This is a genomic window from Roseovarius tibetensis, from assembly GCF_050896375.1.
Taxonomy (GTDB): Bacteria; Pseudomonadota; Alphaproteobacteria; order Rhodobacterales; family Rhodobacteraceae; genus Roseovarius; species Roseovarius tibetensis.
Genome location: NZ_JBPBBB010000019.1, coordinates 18610 through 37031, shown reverse-complemented (window position 1 = coordinate 37031; position 18422 = coordinate 18610). Strand labels below are relative to the sequence as shown.

General features: G+C 65.3%; 15 protein-coding genes. 6 read left to right on the top strand and 9 right to left on the bottom strand.

The window, feature by feature from the left end:
• Positions 1-21: 21 nt before the first annotated feature.
• The 7 genes from ACROSR_RS12880 to bchF all read right to left on the bottom strand — a co-directional run bounded on the left by ACROSR_RS12880 (position 22) and on the right by bchF (position 10042).
• The gene (locus tag ACROSR_RS12880; RefSeq protein WP_432685671.1) at positions 22-1467 is read right to left on the bottom strand and encodes a PucC family protein; all 1446 of its coding nucleotides are present in this window, start codon (positions 1465-1467) and stop codon (positions 22-24) included.
• Positions 1464-2144: a magnesium protoporphyrin IX methyltransferase gene (bchM, locus tag ACROSR_RS12875; protein WP_432685669.1), complete on the bottom strand. Its 681-nt coding sequence runs from the start codon at positions 2142-2144 to the stop codon at positions 1464-1466. The genes ACROSR_RS12880 and bchM overlap by 4 nt, the downstream gene beginning before the upstream one ends.
• On the bottom strand, positions 2144-3067 hold the full coding sequence (bchL, locus tag ACROSR_RS12870) for a ferredoxin:protochlorophyllide reductase (ATP-dependent) iron-sulfur ATP-binding protein (protein ID WP_432685731.1): 924 nt from the start codon (positions 3065-3067) through the stop codon (positions 2144-2146). Before bchL ends, bchM begins: the two co-directional genes overlap by 1 nt.
• 115 nt (positions 3068-3182) lie before the next feature.
• Complete coding sequence (locus ACROSR_RS12865) at positions 3183-6746, bottom strand: magnesium chelatase subunit H (RefSeq protein ID WP_432685667.1); 3564 nt, start codon at positions 6744-6746, stop codon at positions 3183-3185.
• Positions 6736-8274: a ferredoxin:protochlorophyllide reductase (ATP-dependent) subunit B gene (gene bchB / locus ACROSR_RS12860; RefSeq protein ID WP_432685665.1), complete on the bottom strand. Its 1539-nt coding sequence runs from the start codon at positions 8272-8274 to the stop codon at positions 6736-6738. The genes ACROSR_RS12865 and bchB overlap by 11 nt, the downstream gene beginning before the upstream one ends.
• Entirely contained in the window at positions 8271-9557 is a 1287-nt protein-coding gene (locus ACROSR_RS12855) for a ferredoxin:protochlorophyllide reductase (ATP-dependent) subunit N (protein WP_432685663.1), read from the bottom strand. Before ACROSR_RS12855 ends, bchB begins: the two co-directional genes overlap by 4 nt.
• Positions 9554-10042, bottom strand: coding sequence for a 2-vinyl bacteriochlorophyllide hydratase (gene bchF, locus ACROSR_RS12850; protein ID WP_432685661.1), 489 nt, complete (start codon positions 10040-10042; stop codon positions 9554-9556). The genes ACROSR_RS12855 and bchF overlap by 4 nt, the downstream gene beginning before the upstream one ends.
• A 334-nt stretch (positions 10043-10376) precedes the next feature.
• Between bchF and ACROSR_RS12845 the strand changes: the two genes are divergently transcribed.
• The 6 genes from ACROSR_RS12845 (at position 10377) to idi (ending at position 16611) form a co-directional block, all read left to right on the top strand.
• Positions 10377-11183: a cobalamin B12-binding domain-containing protein gene (locus ACROSR_RS12845; RefSeq protein ID WP_432685659.1), complete on the top strand. Its 807-nt coding sequence runs from the start codon at positions 10377-10379 to the stop codon at positions 11181-11183.
• 32 nt (positions 11184-11215) lie between these two features.
• The gene (gene ppsR, locus ACROSR_RS12840; protein WP_432685657.1) at positions 11216-12649 is read left to right on the top strand and encodes a transcriptional regulator PpsR; all 1434 of its coding nucleotides are present in this window, start codon (positions 11216-11218) and stop codon (positions 12647-12649) included.
• A gap of 64 nt (positions 12650-12713) precedes the next feature.
• Positions 12714-13622, top strand: coding sequence for a chlorophyll synthase ChlG (chlG, locus tag ACROSR_RS12835; protein WP_432685655.1), 909 nt, complete (start codon positions 12714-12716; stop codon positions 13620-13622).
• On the top strand, positions 13622-14911 hold the full coding sequence (locus tag ACROSR_RS12830; RefSeq protein ID WP_432685654.1) for a BCD family MFS transporter: 1290 nt from the start codon (positions 13622-13624) through the stop codon (positions 14909-14911). Before chlG ends, ACROSR_RS12830 begins: the two co-directional genes overlap by 1 nt.
• A gap of 3 nt (positions 14912-14914) precedes the next feature.
• Positions 14915-16093, top strand: coding sequence for a geranylgeranyl diphosphate reductase (locus ACROSR_RS12825; RefSeq protein WP_432685652.1), 1179 nt, complete (start codon positions 14915-14917; stop codon positions 16091-16093).
• Positions 16090-16611, top strand: coding sequence for an isopentenyl-diphosphate Delta-isomerase (gene idi, locus ACROSR_RS12820; protein ID WP_432685650.1), 522 nt, complete (start codon positions 16090-16092; stop codon positions 16609-16611). Before ACROSR_RS12825 ends, idi begins: the two co-directional genes overlap by 4 nt.
• Before the next feature lie 127 nt (positions 16612-16738).
• Here idi and ACROSR_RS12815 read toward each other — a convergent pair whose 3' ends face one another.
• Positions 16739-17497: an SDR family oxidoreductase gene (locus ACROSR_RS12815; protein ID WP_432685648.1), complete on the bottom strand. Its 759-nt coding sequence runs from the start codon at positions 17495-17497 to the stop codon at positions 16739-16741.
• Positions 17484-18419 carry a 3,5-dioxohexanoate:acetyl-CoA acetone transferase gene (gene kce, locus ACROSR_RS12810; protein WP_432685646.1) on the bottom strand — a complete coding sequence of 312 codons (936 nt, stop codon included), beginning with the start codon at positions 18417-18419 and terminating at the stop codon, positions 17484-17486. The genes ACROSR_RS12815 and kce overlap by 14 nt, the downstream gene beginning before the upstream one ends.
• Between the last annotated feature and the right edge of the window lie 3 nt (positions 18420-18422).

Here is an 18422-nt window from a genome sequence, read left to right as displayed (position 1 = left end):
TCCTTTCGAAGGAACGGCAGGTCATGTGGGGAAGTCGGCCAGGCCGATACGGGCCGTTTCCCTTTGGGTTTTGCGGGGACCGACGCGCGCGATCCGGACCAGCGGCCCGAGTGCTGCGAGGGTGACGAAAAGCAGTCCGATCTCGATATGGTAGACGAACGAATACCCCGTCGCGGGCGTGTTGAGCGCCTCGCCGAGGGTGCCCGATGTCGCCATCGCGTTGATCCAGTCGCGCAGGGCACCGCCCATGGCGATCGACAGCCCGGCGCCGGTGGCCTGCGCGGCCCCCCATGCGCCAAGCGCAAGCCCGTGCCCGGCCGTGCCGGTGATCGGCATGGTCATCGCCGCGGTCAATGTCGCCACCGCGAACAGGCCGCCGCCGAAACCGATCAGACCCGCACCGGTGAAAAACATCACGGTCGATTCGAGAGGCGCGGCAAAGATCACCACCGCGAACGCGGCGATGCCCGCCAGAAGACCGCTGGCCGCCATTCGGTAGGTGTTGACGCCGCGCGCCAGCATCCGCCCGGCAAGCGCGAAGCCGATCAGCGCCCCCGAGGCCCAGACCGCCGTCAGCAGCGTGGTTGCGGAGACCGACAGCCCGAGGATCTCGCCGCCGTAAGGTTCCAGCAGAACATCCTGCATGTTGAAGGCCATGGTGCCCAGAAACACGACCGCCAGAAGCCGCCCGGCCTGGCCGCCGGCAAGCAGGTCGGCCCAGGCCTCGCGGAAGCGGGGGCGCGGACTGGCGCGCTCTTCGCGGGTCATGGGCGTGACGTTTTCCTGCCGCCAGAGCGCGATCAGGTTGAGCAGAATGCCGACCACCGCCGCCCCCTGGACGACCCGGATCAGTGTGAAGGGCGTAAAGTCGCGCAGCAGCCAGCCGATCATCAGCGACGACACGCCCATGCCCAGAAGGAACATCACGTAAAGCAGCGCCACGACCCGCGGCCGGGTTTCCTCGTCGGCGCGGTCGGTGGCCAGCGCCAACCCGGCGGTCTGCGTCATGTGCAGGCCAAGGCCGGTCATCAGGAACGCCAGTGCCGCCAGCACCTCGCCGGCCCAGGATGGTCCCACGACCTGTTGCCCCGACAGCACGAGAAGCGCGAAGGGCATGACGGCAAGCCCCCCCATCTGCCACAGAGAGCCGAACCAGAGATACGGGATGCGCTTCCAGCCGATGGCACTGCGATACGTGTCGGACCGAAAGCCGAGCAACGTGCGGAACGGTGCGATCAGGACGGGCAGGGCGATCATCACCGCGACGATGGTCGCGGGCACCGACAATTCGACAATCATCACCCGGTTCAGCGTTCCGAGCAGCATCACCGTCGCCATCCCCACCGACACCTGAAACAGCGACAGCCGCAACAACTGGCCCATTGGCAGGCCCGCGCTCGCCGCGTCCGAAAAGGGCAGGATGCGCGTCGTCAGGTGGATCAGCGGAGAGGGACGGCGCCGTGTCATGCAGCAAGCTCCATGGCCTGTGAGATGTAGAAACCCGAATTGATCCGGTCGAGCGCGACAAGCCGCGCCTCGACCGGCGTCGCGCGCAACGCCTGCGCAAGCGCGGCCGGGGCGTGCGGCACCATCGTGGGCGACCGGTCGGCGCGCGGGAAAAGCTTGCCCGCCTGCCACATCGCCATCAGAAGCGGGGTGCGCGGGGCGACGGTGAAGACGACCTTGCCGCGTGTCCTGTCGGCCAGACCCGCCAGGGCGCGCGCGAGGTCGGGCTGCGTGTAGTAGATCAGGCTGTCCATCGCGACGACATGATCGACCGGGCCAAGCCCGGCCTCCAGCATGTCGCCGGAGTGAAAGCTGACACGGTGCTGCAGGTGGTGTGGCAGACGCGCCCGCGCGATGTCGACAAGCGCCGGCGAGATATCGACCGCCACCACGTCGGCCCCGCGCGCCGCAAGTTCCGCGGTCATCTGACCCGCACCGCACCCCGCGTCCAGCACCCGCAGACCGGTCATGTCGGCCGGCAGACGCGACAGGATCTGTGCCCGCATCCGGTCACGACCGGCCCGCACCGTCTCGCGGATCCGGCTGACCGGCGCATCGCTGGTCAGCCGTTCCCAGGCGCGGGTGGCCGTTCTGTCGAAATAGGTTTCGACACGGGCAAGGGTGCGGTCGTAGCTCATCAGTCGAACCCGAGCATCTCGAAGATATCGCGGTCTTCCATCGGGGCCGGTGCCAGCGGATCGGTCCCGTTGTAGAGCTTTTCCGCCAACCGGATGTATTCGGCGCGGCAGGCCACGATATCCTCTTCGTCGTCCATCTCGAACAGCGTCTTCTTCTTCAGGCGCGAGCGGCGGATCGCATCCACGTCCGGCATGTGCGAAATGCGGTCGAAGCCGACACGCGCGCAGTACCTGTCCACCTCGTCGGTATTCTTGGACCGATTCGCGACGCAGCCGGCCAGCCGCACCTTGTAGTTGCTCGCCTTGGCCTGCACGGCGGCGATGATCCGGTTCATGGCGTAGATGCTGTCGAAATCGTTCGCCGTGACGATCAATGCCCGGTCGGCATGTTGCAGGGGGGCGGCAAACCCGCCGCAGACCACGTCGCCCAGCACGTCGAAGATCACCACATCGGTCTCTTCCAGCATGTGGTGTTGTTTGAGCAACTTGACGGTCTGGCCGACGACGTAGCCACCGCAGCCGGTGCCGGCCGGCGGTCCGCCCGCCTCGACGCATTGCACGCCGCCATAGCCGACTGTCACGAAGTCCTCGGGACGCAGCTCTTCGGCGTGGAAGTCGACGCCTTTCAGGATGTCGATCACGGTCGGCTGAAGCTGCCCTGTCAGGGTGAAGGTGCTGTCATGCTTGGGATCGCAGCCGATCTGCAGTACGCGCTTGCCCATTTTCGAAAATGCCGCCGAGAGGTTCGAACTGGTCGTTGACTTGCCGATCCCGCCCTTGCCGTAGACCGAAAAGACCTTGGCCCCCTCGATCTTCATCGAATCGTCCTGATGCACCTGCACCGACCCTTCGCCGTCCTGCCCCTTGAGGACAGGGGGGCTCTCGACCTTGCTGCGGGCCTCGAGACCGGCGGCCTCGCGCATGTTGGCCCGCGCGGCGGGGGGTTGTTGTCTGTTATCCAGTGGGCTCATGAGTATCTCCTCCCTATTGGGGTGGTGCGCCCTTTGTCCGGGCCTGTTTGCGCTGTGCTGGGACGGGTCATTCTGCCGCGATCCCTTCGAGTCGGTCCTCGATGGCGTCCGCGGCGTCGCGCAGGGCCGAGAGGGTGGCGTCGTCAGGGGACCAGTAGGCGCGGTCATGTGCCTCCAGCAGGCGGTTGGCCATCCGCGACGAGGCCGCGGGGTTGAGATCGGTCATCCGCTTGCGCATCGCCTCGTCCAGCACGAAGGTTTCCGACAGCCGCTGATAGACCCACGGCTCCACCTGGCCGGTGGTCGCTGACCAGCCCATCGTGTTGGTGACGGTGCTTTCGATCTGGCGCACACCCTCGGCGCCGTGGCTGAGAAGCGCCTCGTGGAATTTGGGGTTGAGCGCGCGTGACCGCGTCTCGAGCGAGACCTGGTCGGCCAGCGTGCGTACCTTGCCCGCGCCGCGGGTCGTGTCGCTGATATAGACGGCGGCCTCCTGCCCGCCGCGGGCGCGTTTGACCGCGCGGCTGATGCCGCCCAACGTGTCGAAATAGTGATCGACCGAGGTGATCCCCAGCTCGACGGATTCGAGGTTCTGGTACGCCACATCCACGTCGCGCAGCGCTGCCTGCAAAAGCGGGGTGTTCTGCTGCGCCTTTCCGTTCACGCCGTAGGCAAAGCTCTTGCGGGCCTCGTAGGCGTCGGCAAGCTCGTCCTCTTCGCCGAAGGCCGAGCTGTCGACAAGCTGGTTCACGTTCGACCCGTAGGTGCCTTCTGCATTCGAGAACACCCGCAATGCCGCGGTTTCCATGTCGCAGCCGATCTTCTCGGCATAGCTCAGCGCGTGGGCGCGGATGAAGTTCTGCTCGACCGGTTCGTCGGCGGTGGCGGCCTTCAGCGCGGCCTCGGCCAGCAGTTTGCTCTGCAGCGGCAGCAGATCGCGGAAGATGCCCGACAGCGTCATGATGACGTCGATACGCGGACGCCCCAGCGTCTCCAGCGGGATCAGGTCGGCGCCGCAAAGGCGCCCGAACCCGTCGAAGCGCGGCACGGCGCCGATCAGCGCCAGCGCCTGCGCGATCGGGCTGCCATCCGACTTGATGTTGTCAGACCCCCAAAGCACCAGTGCCACGCTGCGCGGCAGGCTCTTGTGCGTGTCAAGCAGCACCTGCGCCTGTTTTGCGCCCTCGCGGCAGGCGAATTCCGACGGCATGCGGAACGGATCGAAGGCGTGGATGTTGCGTCCCGTCGGCAGGATGTTGGCCGACCGGATCAGGTCGCCGCCGGGCACGGGTGCGGTGAACCGCCCCTCCAGCGCGTTCAACAAGCCCGGAATCTCGTGATTGCCCTGCAAGAGACGATCGACCCGTGCCCGCGTCTCGGCATCGGCAGCCGTCATCAGGTTCAGGTAATCGGCGCGGGCAGTGTCGCTCATCGGGCGGCCCAGGACGTGCAGCCCTTCGGGAATCAGGGCATCCTCGGTCTCCAGCAGGCGCAGCCACAGCGCGTGCGGATCCTCGCCGTTCATGTCCACTGCGGCGGCCTGTTCGGCGATCAGCGCCTCAAGCTCGTCGCGCTGATGCGCGTCCGGCTCCATGCCCCGCCAGCGGGTCAGGCTGTCCTTCAGCTCCGCCAGCCCCTTGTAGAGCCCCGAGGCCGCCAGCGGCGGCGTCATGTGCGTGATTGTGACCGCGCCCGAACGGCGCTTGGCCAGCGTGGCCTCGGACGGGTTGTTCGAGGCATAGAGATAGACGTTCGGCATGTCGCCGATCAGCCGGTCGGGCCAGTCGCCAGCGCTTGGACCGGCCTGTTTGCCGGGCATGAATTCCAGCGCGCCGTGCATGCCGAAATGCAGCACCGCGTCCGCCTTGAAGCTGTTGCGCAGCCAGAGGTAGAACTGGGTAAAGGCATGGGTGGGGGCAAAGCCGCGTTCGAACAGAAGGCGCATCGGGTCGCCCTCGTAGCCGAAGGTGGGTTGCAGCCCCACGAAGATATTGCCGAACTGCGCGCCCAGCACGTAGACGCCGCGCCCGTCCGATTGCACCTTGCCCGGTGCGGCCCCCCATTGCGCCTCGATCTCGTCGAGCCACGGGGTGTTGGCCACCATCTCGTCGGCGCCGACATGCGCGGCGATATTGGCCTCTTGCCCGTATTGCTGCGCGGTGCCTTCGAGCACGGTGGCGCGCAGCGCCTCGACGCTTTCGGGCGGGGTCAGGTCGTAGCCGCGCTCGGCCATCGCGTGCAGCGTGTTGTAGAGCGACCGGAAGACATCCAGATAAGCTGCCGTGCCCGCGGCACCCGCATTCGGCGGGAAGCCGAACAGGACGATTGCAAGCCGACGCTCGGCCACGAGGCTGCGGCGCAGGGACACCAGCCGGTCCAGACGTTCGGTCAGTTTCGCAACGCGTTCGGGGCAAGGGGCCATCGCCTTGACGTCGCTTTGCGCGGCGCAGTTATGCCCGCAACCGGCGCAGCCCGACGCGCCGTGGCGTCCGGCGAAGATCGTCGGATTGGTGGCGCCGTCAAGCTCTGGCAGGGCGATCAGCATCGTGGTCTCGATCGGGCCCAGCCCCTGCGGCGAGGCCGCCCATTGCGCCAGCGTCTGAAACTCCAGCGGGTGCGCCGCGACATACGGCACGTCCAGCGCCTTGAGCACATCGACCGCGGCGTCGCTGTCATTGTAGGCTGGGCCGCCGACGAGGCTGAACCCGGTCAGCGACAAAAGCGCGTCGATCTTCGCGCCAAGCGTGTCACGGAAGAACGTCTCGATCGCCGGCCGCCCGTCCAGCCCCGAGGCGAAGGCGGCGAAAACGCGCAAGCCCCGTGCCTCGAGCGCGCGGATCACCGCGTCGTAATGCGCGGTGTCGCCCGAAAGCACGTAACTGCGCATCAAGAGTACCCCGACGGTGCCGCGCGATCCGTCCGGTCCCGGCAGATCCGCCGGATCTTCGGTGATACGGTCGGCGAGGTCGGGGTGGTAAAGCCCGGTATCGGGATATTCCAACGGTGCCGGAACGCGACCACCGCGCCATTCGGGGATGTGGCAATAGCGCGAGATCAGGAAGCGCAGCATCGCCTCGATGTTGTCATCCGAGCCGCCCAGCCAGTATTGCATCGTCAGGAACCAGGCGCGCAGATCCTGCGCCTTGCCGGGGATCAGCTTGAGGATGCGGGGCAGGCGCCGCAGCATCCGGACGTTGCGCGCACCACTCTGCGAGGACGGCTTGGACGAGCCGCGCAGCTTTTTCAGCAGCTTGCCGGTGGCAGAAGCGGGCGCGCCCATGTCCAGCGTGCCCATGCGTGTCAGTTTCACGATCTGGGCATCGGCCACGATCCCGATCATCGCGTCGCAGTCGTCGCGCCGGGCCTTCAGGTCGGGCACGATCGCGTTCAGATGTTCTTCCAGAAACAGCAGTGTCGAGACGACGATATCCGCCCGCGCGACCGCGGCCCGCGCGGCCGCCAGTGCATCCGCGCTCTCGCCCCACTCGGCGGCCGCATGCACGCTGACCTCGAGGCCGGGAAACTCCTCTGCCATGCGCGTTGCCGCCTTGGCGCAGGGTCCCGCGGAATGCGCATCGAGCGTTATGATGGCGATGCTGTAGCGTGGGGATATGGTCATATTATCTAGCATAATGCGCCTTTGCTTCGTAAAGCGTGTCCACACCGATTTCGGCGACACCGCGTTCGGCGGCGTAGCTTTCGGTGTTGCGTCGCGCCTTGCCGCGCACGAAAAACGGTATTTTCTTCAACTCGCGCTCTGCATCGGCCAGCCATACCGTTTCACCCGGCTGCGCGCTGGTCGGGGTCTGATCGGCGGAAACCGGCGGCGCGTCGGCGGCGCGGGGCACGTGGGCGGCGCCGTGATGGCTGGCGCCAGCGTCGTCGTGAAACTCGAAATCCTCGCGGAACATGTTGAGCAGATGCTCTTCCAGCCCCATCACCAGCGGATGCACCCACGTGTCGAAGATCACGTTGGCGCCTTCGAGGCCCATCTGCGGGCTGTAGCGGGCGGGGTAGTCCTGCACATGCACGGGGGCCGAGATCACCGCGCAGGGAATCCCGAGCCGTTTGCCGATATGACGCTCCATCTGCGTGCCGAGGATCATCTCGGGCGCGAGCGCCTCGATGGCCTGTTCCACGTCGAGATAGTCGTCGGTGATCAGCGCCTCGACGCCGTATTCCTTGGCCAGGGCCCGGATGGGGCGCGCCATCTCGCGGTTGTAGCAGCCAAGCCCTGCAACCTCGAAGCCCATCTCGTCGCGGGCGATACGCGCGGCGGACGCCACATGCGTGCCGTCTCCGAATATGAACACCCGCTTGCCGGTCAGGTAGGTCGAATCGACGCTGGCCGAGTACCAGGGCAGGCGCAGCCGCGCGTCATCCATCCTGGCAGGAATGCCCGTCAAGGCACTGACTTCATCAAGAAAATCGCGCGTCGCGCCGACCCCGATCGGCACGGTCTTGGTGAAGGGCAGGCCGAGGTCGCGCTCCATCCAGCGGCAGGCCGATTCGCCGGTTTCGGGATACATCAGAACGTTGAAATGCGCGGCCCCCAGTCGGGTCAGATCGTCGGGCGACGACCCCATCGGTGCGCAGACGTTGACCGAGATCCCCATCTCTTCGAGCAGGGCCGTCACCTCGACGATATCGTCGCGATGACGAAAGCCAAGTGCGGTAGGACCGATCAGGTTCGCGGTGACTTGCGTGGTCTTGTCGACCGGCTTGGCCAGCGCGCGGCACAGCTGGAAGAACGTCTCGTCACAGCCGAAATTCTCCTTGCGTTGATAGCTGGGCAGTTCCAGCGCGATCACCGGAACCGGCATGCCCATCATTTCGGCCATGCCGCCGGGATCGTCCTGGATCAGCTCGGCGGTGCAGGACGCGCCGACGATCATCGCCTGCGGCTTGAACCGCTCATAGGCATTTTCGCACGCGGTCTTGAAAAGCTGCGCGGTGTCGCTGCCCAGATCCCGCGCCTGGAAGGTCGTGTAGGTGACCGGCGGGCGATGATTGCGCCGCTCGATCATGGTGAACAGAAGATCGGCATAGGTGTCGCCCTGCGGCGCATGCAGCACGTAATGCAGCCCGGTCATGCCGGTGGCCACGCGCAGCGCGCCGACATGCGGCGGGCCCTCATATGTCCAGACGCTCAGCTTCACGATGCGGCCTCCAGCCTCAGGGCCTCGCGCCGGCGGATCGGGCGCGAGAAGAGCGCGGCCAGATCGCCGGCCTGCTCGTAGAAATGCACAGGGGTGAAGACCAGCTCGATTGCCCACTTGGTCGTCAGGCCCTCGGCCTCGAGCGGGTTTGCCAGACCAAGCCCGCAGACCGTGAGGTCGGGATGGGCGGCGCGGCAGCGTTCCAGTTGCAGATCGACATCCTGACCCTCGGCCAGTTGCGTGCCATCGGCCAGCAGATCCATGTCAGGCCCGACCACATCCTTGTGGATGAAGGGCGCGCCGACCTCGAGGGCCGTCATGCCGCATTCGCGGGTCAGGAAACGTGCCAGCGGGATTTCGAGCTGGCTGTCGGGAAAGAAGAACACCGTCTTGCCGTTCAGGGTCTCGGTCGCCTTGGCCACGGCCTTGCGGGCGCGTGCGCGGGGCGCGTCGGTAACGGCGTCGAAGGTTGTCTGATCGACCCCGAACTCCCGAGCCACGGCGTGAAGCCACGCGGTGGTGCCCTCTTCGCCGAATGGGAATGGCGCGGGAATGTGACGCGCCCCGCGTCTTTCCAGGGCGGCATGGGTCCCGCCAAGGAATGGCTGTGTCAGGGCGAACACGGTGTTCGGGCCGACGGCGACCTCGGTATCGGCCAGCCGTGCGGGCAGCACCGTTATATCCTCGATGCCCATCTGCCGCAGAAGATCCAGTGCCTGGTCCTCGACCACGTCGGGCAGGGCGCCGACCAGCATCAACTGCCGCTTGTCGGTCGCCGGCAGGGCCGGGACCATCGATGCAAGGCAGGCATCCTCGCCTTCGGTGAAGGTGGTCTCGATGCCGGAACCGGAATAATTCAGCACGCGGACCTTCGGCGCGTGCTTCGCGCTCAGCTTTTCCGACGCTTTCGCGAGGTCCAGCTTGATGACCTCGGACGGGCAGCTGCCCACGAGGAACAACTGGCGGATATCGCTGCGCCGCGCCAGCAGGCGATCGACCTCGCGCTCAAGCTCGTCTTGCGCATCGGCCAGCCCGGCCAGGTCGGTTTCCTCGAGGATCGCAGTGCCGAAGCGCGGCTCGGCAAAGATCATGACGCCGGCGGCGCTTTGCAGCAGGTGGGCACAGGTGCGCGACCCCACCACAAGAAAGAACGCGTCCTGCATCTTGCGGTGCAGCCAGATGATTCCCGTCAGTCCGCAGAATACCTCATGCTGACCGCGCTGTTTCAGAACAGGGGCGTTGCGGCACCCGGTGGCGGGGGGAGGGGGCGTGTGGTGGGTCATCCTGCCGCCTCCGACTGCAGGCGCGCGGCCCGCAGTTTCAGCAGGAATTGCCCGGCGTTGATCACGTAGGCGGCATAGGCCGCGAGCGCGAGCGCCATCAGCGCATTCGGTCCCATCGTCCCCGTGAACAGCGCGTAGACATAGGCCGTGTGCAGGGCGATCACGGCAAAGCTGAACACGTCCTCCCAGAAGAAGGCGGGGGCGAAAAGGTACTGACCGAAAACGATCTTTTCCCAGATCGCCCCGGTGACCATGATGAGATAGAGAAAGCCCGTCTTTACGAGGATCGACACTGTCGCGGCCTCATATCCGGCACCCGTCGCAAGAAAGCGCAGCACCAGTCCCAGGGACACAAGGAACACGAGGAACTGCACAGGTGCGAGGATTCCCTGGATCAGGGTCCAGACGCTTTCGTCGCGGCGCACGCGTTGCGCCTTGGTATAAAGCGCGGACGGAGCGTTGTTTGCACGTGATTGCAGTTCCATTGCTTTCCTCGAAGGGCGATCTTGTATGAGATTCATGCTAAGAGACTGCGGGCAAAAGTGTCAACTAAAACTTACAGGCCAAAATGTGCCAACCGTCAATTCGGCTTGATACGTAAGTCGGCGGTTTTCACGTCACCCCGGCATGCTGCCAAGAAACAAAGGCCCCTCAGCGCTGAATTTTATCTTTGGAGAGCACAGGGCTGCCATTTTTCCAAGGTGCTGCGTGTCAACAAGATTTGACAATTGACATCGAGATGAGCACTCTGGTTATGATTGAAGATTGCCGCCGGTGCGTCAGACAACGTCGCAAAGATTTCACTGAGGGGAGGGGATGATGAAGGAAGACACACAGGAGGCGCGTGCAGGAAATGGATCGTATCACGAGGATGACGGGATCCGGTTCCTTGTGGAATCCGCCTTGAGAAGCGTTGCGTCCAACAAGACCCACATAAAGCCCACCGCGCGGTCCGAATGGGTCCAGCTTTTGTGCGATGCCCTCATTGCCGACTCGGAGACCGGATATCAGTCCGTGATCTCGGACATGGTCCTCAACGGGTTCGAGCCCGAAGAGCTGTATCATTCGATCGTTCCGGCCGCCGCAAGGCAACTGGGCGAGATGTGGCTTTATGACGAGGCAAGCTTCGTCGAGGTCACGCAAGGCGCCGCGCGCCTGCAGGGGATCATGCGAGAGAAGGGCGACGGCGACAGGGGGTTCTGGATGGATCGCAGCATCCCGCTTGGTCAATCCATCCTGATGGTGATCCCGCAGTTCGAGGATCATTCGCTTGGCGCCTTCGTTGCGGCCGACCAGTTTCGCCGCCATGGCATCTGGGTGCATCTGGCGATCGGCATGGACTCGGCGGAACTGATCAGATTGGTGGCAGGCGGGCGCTTCGCGATGGTGGGTTTCACCCTCTCCACTGGGAAAGCGCTGGATAAGATGACCGAAATGGTGTCAGATCTGCGGGCGGGGGTGAGTGAATGCCCACCTCTTATCATTGGCGGCCATGTCGTGGACGAGGTTGCAACGGTTGCAGATCAGACGGGGGTGACTTATGCTGTCAAATCCGTGCGGGAGGCGATCGAACGATGCAGTCTTTCATCGGTCGCCGAACCGCTCTCTTCTGAACTGACGTTCTGACGAGAGCCATGATTGTGATTTGAGGTGTAGACGTGACAAAATATTTGCGGGCATCCGAGCGCTTCATCGCGGGTGTCCTGCCGGAACCGGAGCACGTTGAGCACCTTATCGAACAAGCCTCGGACATGGCCGTCGCGGTCGATGCCGAGGGCGTTGTCATCGGGATATCGGTCAGTCCGGACTGCCCGTCACTGGGGCGTCTCGATCACTGGGTCGGCCGGGTGTTTTCCGATTTCCTGACGGATGAATGCCAAGGCAAGTTTGCAGAGCGCGCCGCGATGCTGCGCGCCGGGTCGGAACCGACCGTACGACCCATGGAATTGAACCACGTTGACAACGCCAAGTGGGAATTTCCGGTTCGCTACACATTGCACCGCGCGCGAGACAGCGATGCTGTCCTTCTCATCGGGCGCGACATGCAGCCCTTCGCCGAAATTCAGCAACGCCTCGTGCGCGAGCAATCGGCGCGTGAGCGGGACCTTCAAAAGGCGCGCAGCGCCGAGACGCATTTCCGGATCGTCCTCGAAGCGTCGGAAACGCCGATGGTGCTTCTTGATCCCGAGACCGGACGTATCGCCGAGATCAACTCCGCCGCGGCCAACCTTCTCGGCGGCACCGCGGATCTGCTTTTGGGCAGTGCGTTCGCGCAGGCATTCGACGGGCGTCGTCAGTCCGAATTCATGGACGTGATCTCGTCGGCGGCCAGTTCGGACGAACGCCGGATCCTCGAGGCCGTGTCCCGCCGCAACGGCCGTGTGGTAAAGCTTTTCCCCGAATTCTTCCGCGCGTCCGGTAATCTCGCCCTGCTGTGTCGCATGCAGATCGTGGACGACGACGATGCCGGGAACCCCGAATTCGCGCAGACGCTTGCATCGCTCTACTGTGCCAGCACGGATGCCATCGTGCTGACGGACGCGAATGGCAACATTCGCGAGGCCAACGAGGCCTTTCTCGTGATGACCGACACCGCCCAGCTTCGCGACGTGAAGGACCGCTCGCTTGCCGATTTTCTTGCGCGGGGTGGGGTGGATCTCAAGCTCATGCTCGAGAACACCGTTAAATCGGGAAGCATGCGCAGCTATTCCGCACAGCTCAAAAGCATTGTCGGCAATCGTGCGATGGTGGATATCTCGATCGCTCAGCTGCGGCAGCGCGGCGGTGACCTTGGCGTCGGGTTCGTGATCCGCGATGTCACCCGGACCGAGATCAACTCTCCCAGCGAGCCCGGTGTCATGGTCAGCGACGACGCGATGAAGCACGTGATGGATCTGGTCGGCACCGCGTCGCTCAAGGAACTCGTTTCGGCGACGTCCGATGTCATCGAGAAGATGTGCATCGAGACCGCGGTGCAACTGACCGGCAATAACCGCGTGGCGGCTGCCGAGATGCTGGGGCTGTCGCGCCAGAGCCTGTATGTCAAACTTCGCAAACATGGGTTGCTGAAATCAGGTGGCGAGAGCGCGTGATCGCCGGTCGGCCGCGACAACAAATCGCTTTCCTTGAATCGGATTGTATAGTTTAATTGACACCATGAGTGTCACGTTCAAAATTCATGCCGTCAGGGGGGTGCCGCGTCCGCGCGCGATGCTGACCCTCATCAAGCCGATAACATGGTTTCCGCCGATCTGGGCCTACCTGTGTGGCGTGGTTGCCTCGGGCGTTCCCTTGTCCGAGGCGCCGTGGCTGGTGCTCATCGGGATGGTTCTGGCCGGCCCCGTGGTCTGCGGCATGAGCCAGGCGGCCAATGACTGGTGCGACCGCCATGTCGATGCCATCAACGAGCCAGATCGTCCGATCCCGTCGGGTGCCATTCCGGGCCGCTGGGGCCTATGGATCGCACTGATGATGAGCGCGCTGGCGCTGGTTCTGGGGGCCACGCTTGGGCCTTGGGGATTCGGCGCGACGGTTTTCGGCGTGCTGGCCGCATGGGCGTATTCCGCCGAACCCGTCCGCCTGAAGAAATCCGGCATCTGGGGCCCGGCGCTGGTGGGATTGTGCTATGAAGGGTTGCCGTGGTTCACGGGGACTGCCGTCCTGGCGGACGGCGCGCCGTCTTGGCCCGTCATCACGCTGGCGCTGCTTTACGCCATAGGCGCACACGGGATCATGACCCTCAACGATTTCAAGGCGCTGGAAGGCGATCGGCAGACCGGCGTCAATTCGCTGCCCGTCACGCTTGGCCCCGAACGCGCGGCGCGTGTCGCGTGCTGGGTCATGGCGCTGCCGCAGGTGGCGGTTGTGGCGCTGCTGGTGTCGTGGGACCGCCCATGGCATGCCTTGGCCATCGCCGCGCTGATCGGTGCGCAGATCTGGGCGATGCGCGTGCTGCTGTCGGACCCCAAGGGGCGCGCGCCGTGGTACAATGCGACCGGCGTCACGCTGTATATCAGCGGGATGATGGTTTCCGCCTTTGCGGTCCGCACTGTCGGAGGCTTCTGATGACGCTGGGCTGGCTCTCTATCGCACGGCTGGGCGTGGTGCAGATGGCGCTCGGGGCGATCGTGGTGCTGACCACCTCGACGCTCAACCGCCTGATGGTGGTTGAGCTTGCGCTGCCGGCGGTTCTGCCGGGCCTGCTGGTGGCGTTGCATTACGGCATCCAGATCACGCGGCCCAACTGGGGGTTCCTGTCGGATGCGGGCGGACACCGCACGCGCTGGATCATCGGCGGCATGGTCGTGCTCGCGCTCGGTGCGCTTGGCGCGACCGTCGGCGTGATCCTGTTCGAGACCAGCTTTGCCGCCGGTCTGGCGCTGTCCGTCCTTGCCTATGCGCTGATCGGATTGGGCGTCGGGGCCTCGGGCACGTCGCTGCTTGCGCTTCTGGCGACCGCGACCGAGCCGCGCCGCCGCGCCGCCGCCGCCACCATCACCTGGCTGATGATGATCTTCGGCATTGCCGTCACCGCCGGGTTGGTTGGCGCATTCCTGGACCCCTATACGCCGATGCTGCTGCTGAGGATCGTTGGCGTCGTCACCGGGGCGGCGATCCTTGCCACGATCCTCGCCGTCTGGGGGATCGAGGCGCGCGTTCAGGCCAGCCGTCGCCCGCCCGACACGACCAGTTTCCTCGACGGGATGCGCGAGATCTGGGCCGAGCCTGCCGCGCGCAATTTCTCGGTCTTCGTGTTTCTGTCGATGACAGCCTATTTCATGCAGGAGCTGATCCTCGAACCCTATGCGGGCCTGGTCTTCGGTTTCACACCGGGTCAGACCACAACCCTTAGCGGGGCGCAGAATGGCGGGGTGTTCTTCGGCATGCTGACCGTGGGCATCATGGGCACGGGCCTTGGCCTTGGCAGCTTGCGCGCGTGGGTCGTCGCGGGATGTCTGGGATCTGCGGGCAGCCTCGCGCTGATCACTCTGCTGGGTGGTGCGGGTCTTGCGGTTGCCTTGATGCCGGCGGTGGTCAGCCTGGGGTTTTTCAACGGCATGTTTGCCGTGGCCGCCATCGGCTCGATGATGGCGCTGGCGGGGCAGGGACGTGGCGCGCGCGAGGGCACGCGCATGGGCGTCTGGGGCGCGGCACAGGCCATCGCGGCGGGATTCGGCGGTCTGATCGGGGCCGCGGCCGTCGATGTCATGCGGCTATTGCTTGCCAGCGATGCACAGGCCTTCGGCGCGGTTTTCCTTGCCGAGGCGACGCTTTTCATCCTCGCGGCGCTGATGGCGCTGCGGGTCATCGAACACACCGGTCGCCGGGTGGCGGCCACCGTTCCGGGAGATTGAGCCATGTATGATGCTGTTGTCGTGGGCGGGGGCCCGTCGGGGGCCACGGCCGCCGAGGATCTCGCGCGATCCGGCCACACTGTCGCGCTGCTGGATCGCTCGGGGCGGATCAAGCCCTGTGGTGGGGCGATCCCGCCGCGCCTGATCGCGGATTTCGACATTCCCGACGATCAGATCGTGGCCAAGATCTCGACCGCGCGGATGATCTCGCCGACGGGGCGCAAGGTCGATATCCCAATCGAGAACGGCTTTGTCGGCATGGTGGACCGCGAACATTTCGACGCGTTCCTGCGCAAGCGCGCGGGCGATGCGGGGGCCACACGGATCACCGGCACCTTCCAGCGGATAGAGCGTGACGACGCGGGCACGCATGTGGTCTACCGCGATCGAGACAGCGGCACCGATCACCGACTGACCACGAAACTCGTGATCGGGGCGGACGGCGCGCGCTCGAACGTCGCCCGTGCCGAGGTGCCGGGCGGTGACACGATCCCGTACGTCATCGCCTATCACGAGATCATCGAGGCGCCGGGCAAGGTCGGCGCGTATGATCCCGCCCGCTGCGACGTGATCTATGACGGGCGCATTTCGCCCGATTTCTACGGCTGGGTGTTTCCGCACGGCAAATCGGCCAGCGTCGGGATGGGGTCGATGGTGCGTGATGTCGATCTGAAAAAGGCGACCGCCGATCTGCGCGCCGCCAGTGGGCTGACCGATTGCCCGACCATCCGCCGCGAGGGCGCGCCCATTCCGCTCAAGCCGCTGGACCGATGGGATAACGGCCATGACGTGGTGCTGGCCGGCGACGCCGCCGGTGTCGTCGCGCCGAGCTCGGGCGAGGGGATCTATTATGCCATGGTCGGAGGCCGCGTGGCGGCGACGGCGGCCGCGGCCTGTCTGGCCTCGGGCCGGATCAAGGATCTGCGTCTGGCGCGCAAGCTGTTCATGTCCGAGCACAAGACGGTGTTCCGCGTGCTTAGCTCGATGCAGAACGCCTATTACAGGTCCGACGAGCGGCGCGAGCGCTTCGTGTCGCTGTGCCATGATATCGATGTGCAGCGCCTGACCTTCGAGGCCTACATGAACAAACGCCTTGTCCGCGCGCGTCCGATGGCACATCTGAAAATTGGGCTGAAAAACATCGCCCATCTGACGGGGCTGATCTCGGCGGCGCGTGTATGACGGGCACAGGAACGATTCCGGCCTGGGACAACGGTGTCCTGACCCCGGTCGAAAAGGTCGAGGTGCACAGGCGCGGATTGCGTCACAAGGCGGTGTCGGTCTTCGTGATGCATGATGACGCTGTCCTTTTGCAACGCCGCGCCCTGGGCAAGTATCACACCCCCGGTCTCTGGGCGAACACGTGCTGCACGCATCCGCATTGGAATGAACCGCCCGAGATCTGCGCGCACCGCCGCTTGCGCGAAGAGTTGGGGATCGAGGGGCTGACCCTCGCGCATCGCAATCAGGTGGAATATCGCGCCGATGTGGGGGACGGGCTGGTCGAGCATGAACTGGTGGACATCTTCATCGCCCGCGTTCCCCGCCGTGTTGCCGTTCATCCGAACCCCGAGGAGGTCATGGAGGTCGACTGGACACCGATGCCGGATCTGGTCGCGAAAACCCGGTCCCATCCCGAACGCTTCACGCCGTGGCTGCGTATCTACCTCGAGCGGCATTCTGAACAGATTTTCGTCTGACGGCGGGGGCGCCCGCGCGTGATCCCCGCCCAAGGTCGTTAGTCCGGGGCGGTTGACGTTGCAGGGCGTCATCCTGCGAGATTGACACCTGTCTTGCGGTGACCGGCCACACGGGGCCTTGCCCGCATCATCGGCCCGCAGAGATATCGAGGATCGTGCCGCTGACGTACGAGGCCGCGTCCGACAGCAGCCATGCGACGGCCGCGGCGACCTCGTCGGCGCGTCCGATGCGGCCGAGCGGCACATCGGCCGCCTTGGTTGCAAGGCGGTCGGCCAGCCCCGCAGCCGCGTGTATCTCGGTGTCGATCAGGCCGGGCGCAACTGCGTTCACGCGAATGCCGTCGCCGCCAAGCTCCTTCGCGAGACCGACCGTCATCGAATTGACGGCCCCTTTCGAGGCCGCGTACTGGATCCATTCATTGCCCCCGCCAAGCGCCGCGGCGCGGCTTGACATCAGGACCATCGCGCCGCCGGCCCCGCCATGCCTTGTCGACATGACCCGCGTCGCGGCCTGCACCGTCAGGACCGTACCGGTCACGTTGACGTCGAGTACGCGGCGCAGGTCGGCAGGTGCGAGGTCTTCCAGCCGCGTCGACGGCCCGGTGATGCCGGCATTGGCAAAGACGCCGGTCGGCACACCGAAGCGTTCGCGACACACCTCGAAAAGGGTGGTTGCCGCCGCGTCGTCGGCCACGTCTCCTTGCACGCCGAGGGCCGTGCCGCCCGCCGCGTGCACACGATCCGTCAGCGCCTGCGCCGCCTCCGAACTGGACGCATAGGAAAACACGACGGGTCGCCCCGCCTGCGCGAGCGCGAGGACAGTCGCGGCGCCGATGCCGCGGCTGCCCCCCGTGACCACCACGGGACCGGTTTCAGAATGCGACATTGTTGCCGCCCTTCAGGTCCAGCATCTCGCGCGCCTCGTCCGGCGTCGCGACCTCGAGGCTGAGACCCGCCAGAAGCTCGCGCGCCTTGCGGACCTGATCGGCGTTGCTTTCGGCGAGCTTGCCGGGCGAGATCCAGATCGAATCCTCCAGCCCGACCCGCACGTTGCCGCCCTGCGCCGCCGCCTGCGCGGCGACCGGCATCTGGTTGCGTCCGGCGCCCAGCACGGACCATACATAGGCATCCCCAAAAAGACGGTCGGCGGTCCGCTTCATGTGGGCCACATCCTCGGGATGGGCGCCGATCCCGCCCAGCAGGCCGAACACCGTCTGCACAAGGAACGGCGCCTCGACTAGACCGCGATCCACGAAATGCGCAAGGTTGTAGAGATGGCTGGTATCGTAGCACTCGAATTCGAACCGGGTGCCGTTGTCGGTGCCGGTCCGCAAGATATGCTCGATGTCCTTGAAGGTGTTCTTGAACACCAGATCCCGACTGTTTTCCAGGTGCTGGCGCTCCCAGTCGTGCTTGAACTCCTTGAAGCGGTCCAGCATCGGGAAAAGCCCGAAATTCATCGACCCCATGTTGAGCGAGGCGACCTCGGGCTTGAGTTCCGCGGCCGGGCGCATGCGTTCCTCGACACTCATGTGGGGGCTGCCGCCGGTCGTCAGGTTCAGAACCGCCCCGGTCGCCTGCTTGAGCTGCGGCAGGAACGCGCGGAACGCGTCGGGGTCCTGCGTGGGCCGCCCGGTTTCGGGGTCGCGCGCATGCAGGTGCAGGATCGTTGCGCCGGCCTCGGCGGCGGCGAGGCTGTCGGTGGTGATCTGTTCGGGTGTCACCGGCAGGTGCGGCGACATCGAGGGGGTGTGAATCGCACCGGTGACGGCGCAGCTTATGATGACCTTGCGGGTGGGTTTGGGCATGAT

Coding starts and splice junctions, on each gene's coding strand:
- ACROSR_RS12880 (WP_432685671.1), bottom strand. CDS start 1,467: ATGACACGGCGCCGTCCCTCTCCGCTGATCCACCTGACGACGCGCATC.
- bchM (WP_432685669.1), bottom strand. CDS start 2,144: ATGAGCTACGACCGCACCCTTGCCCGTGTCGAAACCTATTTCGACAGA.
- bchL (WP_432685731.1), bottom strand. CDS start 3,067: ATGCGCGAGGCCGCCGGTCTCGAGGCCCGCAGCAAGGTCGAGAGCCCC.
- ACROSR_RS12865 (WP_432685667.1), bottom strand. CDS start 6,746: ATGCTAGATAATATGACCATATCCCCACGCTACAGCATCGCCATCATA.
- ACROSR_RS12855 (WP_432685663.1), bottom strand. CDS start 9,557: ATGACCCACCACACGCCCCCTCCCCCCGCCACCGGGTGCCGCAACGCC.
- bchF (WP_432685661.1), bottom strand. CDS start 10,042: ATGGAACTGCAATCACGTGCAAACAACGCTCCGTCCGCGCTTTATACC.
- ACROSR_RS12845 (WP_432685659.1), top strand. CDS start 10,377: ATGAAGGAAGACACACAGGAGGCGCGTGCAGGAAATGGATCGTATCAC.
- chlG (WP_432685655.1), top strand. CDS start 12,714: ATGAGTGTCACGTTCAAAATTCATGCCGTCAGGGGGGTGCCGCGTCCG.
- ACROSR_RS12830 (WP_432685654.1), top strand. CDS start 13,622: ATGACGCTGGGCTGGCTCTCTATCGCACGGCTGGGCGTGGTGCAGATG.
- ACROSR_RS12825 (WP_432685652.1), top strand. CDS start 14,915: ATGTATGATGCTGTTGTCGTGGGCGGGGGCCCGTCGGGGGCCACGGCC.
- idi (WP_432685650.1), top strand. CDS start 16,090: ATGACGGGCACAGGAACGATTCCGGCCTGGGACAACGGTGTCCTGACC.
- ACROSR_RS12815 (WP_432685648.1), bottom strand. CDS start 17,497: ATGTCGCATTCTGAAACCGGTCCCGTGGTGGTCACGGGGGGCAGCCGC.
- kce (WP_432685646.1), bottom strand. CDS start 18,419: ATGCCCAAACCCACCCGCAAGGTCATCATAAGCTGCGCCGTCACCGGT.